The organism is Nonomuraea sp. SYSU D8015 (assembly GCF_008065375.1).
Lineage (GTDB): Bacteria > Actinomycetota > Actinomycetes > Streptosporangiales > Streptosporangiaceae > Nonomuraea.
The window spans coordinates 1-2,663 of record NZ_VJYI01000059.1 but is presented as its reverse complement, the minus strand read 5'-3'; the positions used below and the strand labels follow the sequence as shown (position 1 = coordinate 2,663).

The 2,663-nt window shown below is 57.0% G+C and carries 1 rRNA gene; it reads left to right on the top strand.

The window, feature by feature from the left end:
• Positions 1-2,663, top strand: a 23S ribosomal RNA gene (locus ID574_RS59170); the annotation flags it as partial.

Below are 2,663 nucleotides of genomic sequence, written 5' to 3'. Positions count from 1 at the left end.
CTTCTGGAGGGGATCCCAAGTAGCACGGGGCCCGAGAAATCCTGTGTGAATCTGCCAGGACCACCTGGTAAGCCTAAATACTCCCTGGTGACCGATAGTGCACGAGTACCGTGAGGGAAAGGTGAAAAGTGCCCCGGTGAGGGGTTGTGAAAGAGTACCTGAAACCGTGTGCCTACAAGCCGTAGGAGCTTACAGCAGCTTGCTGTTGTGTGATGTGACTGCGTGCCTTTTGAAGAATGAGCCTGCGAGTTATGGTGTGTGGCGAGGTTAACCCGTGTGGGGGAGCCGTAGCGAAAGCGAGTCTGAAGAGGGCGTTTGAGTCGCATGCTGTAGACCCGAAGCGGGGTGATCTACGCATGGGCAGGTTGAAGCTCAGGTAAGACTGGGTGGAGGACCGAACCCACCAGGGTTGAAAACCTGGGGGATGACCTGTGTGTAGGGGTGAAAGGCCAATCAAACTCCGTGATAGCTGGTTCTCCCCGAAATGCATTTAGGTGCAGCGTCGCGTGTTTCTTGCCGGAGGTAGAGCACTGGATGGCCGATGGGCCCGACAAGGTTACTGACGTCAGCCAAACTCCGAATGCCGGTAAGTGAGAGCGTGGCAGTGAGACTGCGGGGGATAAGCTTCGTAGTCGAGAGGGAAACAGCCCAGATCACCGACTAAGGCCCCTAAGCGTGTGCTAAGTGGGAAAGGATGTGGAGTCGCAGAGACAACCAGGAGGTTGGCTTAGAAGCAGCCACCCTTGAAAGAGTGCGTAATAGCTCACTGGTCAAGTGATTCTGCGCCGACAATGTAGCGGGGCTCAAGCACACCGCCGAAGTCGTGGCACTCAGACCTAGTCTGGGTGGGTAGGGGAGCGTCGTGTATGCGGTGAAGCGGCAGAGTGATCTAGCCGTGGAGTGTATGCGAGTGAGAATGCAGGCATGAGTAGCGAATCGAGGGTGAGAAACCCTCGCGCCGGATGACCAAGGGTTCCTGGGGCAGGCTAATCCGCCCAGGGTAAGTCGGGACCTAAGGCGAGGCCGACAGGCGTAGTCGATGGACAACGGGTTGATATTCCCGTACCCGCTTCAATGCGCCCATATCGAACCTCGTGATGCTAAGAGTCCTTAAGTCCGCTGGTCCTTCGGGACTGGTGTGAGGCCGAACGCTCGGTCCGATCGGGTAGTAGGTAAGCGATGGGGTGACGCAGGAAGGTAGTCCAGCCCAGGCGATGGTTGTCCTGGGGTAAGCATGTAGGGCGGAACGTAGGCAAATCCGCGTTCCATTCAGCCTGAGATGTGATGCCGAGCCGATTGTGGTGAAGTGGATGATCCTATGCTGCCGAGAAAAGCCTCTAGTGAGTGTTGTGGCGGCCCGTACCCTAAACCGACTCAGGTGGTCAGGTAGAGAATACTAAGGCGATCGGGTGAACTGTGGTTAAGGAACTCGGCAAATTGCCCCCGTAACTTCGGGAGAAGGGGGACCTTTGCTGGTGATGAGTTTTGCACTCGGAGCTGGTGGGGGTCGCAGTGGCCAGGGGGAAGCGACTGTTTACTAAAAACACAGGTCCGTGCGAAGTCGTAAGACGATGTATACGGACTGACGCCTGCCCGGTGCCGGAACGTTAAGGGGACCGCTTAGCTGGCGTGAGCTGGCGAAGGTGAGAACTTAAGCGCCGGTAAACGGCGGTGGTAACTATAACCATCCTAAGGTAGCGAAATTCCTTGTCGGGTAAGTTCCGACCTGCACGAATGGCGTAACGACTTCCCCGCTGTCTCAACCGCAGACCCGGCGAAATTGCACTACGAGTAAAGATGCTCGTTACGCGCAGCAGGACGGAAAGACCCCGGGACCTTCACTACAGCTTGACATTGGCGTTTGGAGCGTCTTGTGTAGGATAGGTGGGAGACTGGGAAGCTCGGACGCTAGTTCGGGTGGAGTCATTGGTGAAATACCACTCTGGTCGTTTTGAACGTCTAACTCTGGTCCGTGATCCGGATCGGGGACAGTGTCTGGTGGGTAGTTTAACTGGGGCGGTTGCCTCCTAAAGGGTAACGGAGGCGCCCAAAGGTTCCCTCAGCCTGGTTGGCAATCAGGTGTTGAGTGTAAGTGCACAAGGGAGCTTGACTGTGAGACTGACGGGTCGAGCAGGAGCGAAAGCTGGGACTAGTGATCCGGCATCGGCGTGTGGAAGCGGTGTCGCTCAACGGCTAAAAGGTACCCCGGGGATAACAGGCTGATCTTCCCCAAGAGTCCATATCGACGGGATGGTTTGGCACCTCGATGTCGGCTCGTCGCATCCTGGGGCTGGAGTAGGTCCCAAGGGTTGGGCTGTTCGCCCATTAAAGCGGTACGCGAGCTGGGTTTAGAACGTCGCGAGACAGTTCGGTCCCTATCCGCTGCGCGCGCAGGAGACTTGAAAGGGGCTGTCCCTAGTACGAGAGGACCGGGACGGACGAACCTCTGGTGTGCCAGTTGTATCGCCAGGTGCATGGCTGGTTGGCTACGTTCGGAAGGGATAACCGCTGAAAGCATCTAAGCGGGAAGCTTGCCTTGAGATGAGGTCTCCCACCCAGTGATGGGGTAAGGCTCCCTATAGACGATGGGGTTGATAGGCCGGAGGTGGAAGCGCGGTAACGTGTGGAGCTGACCGGTACTAATAGGCCGAGGACTTGACCAC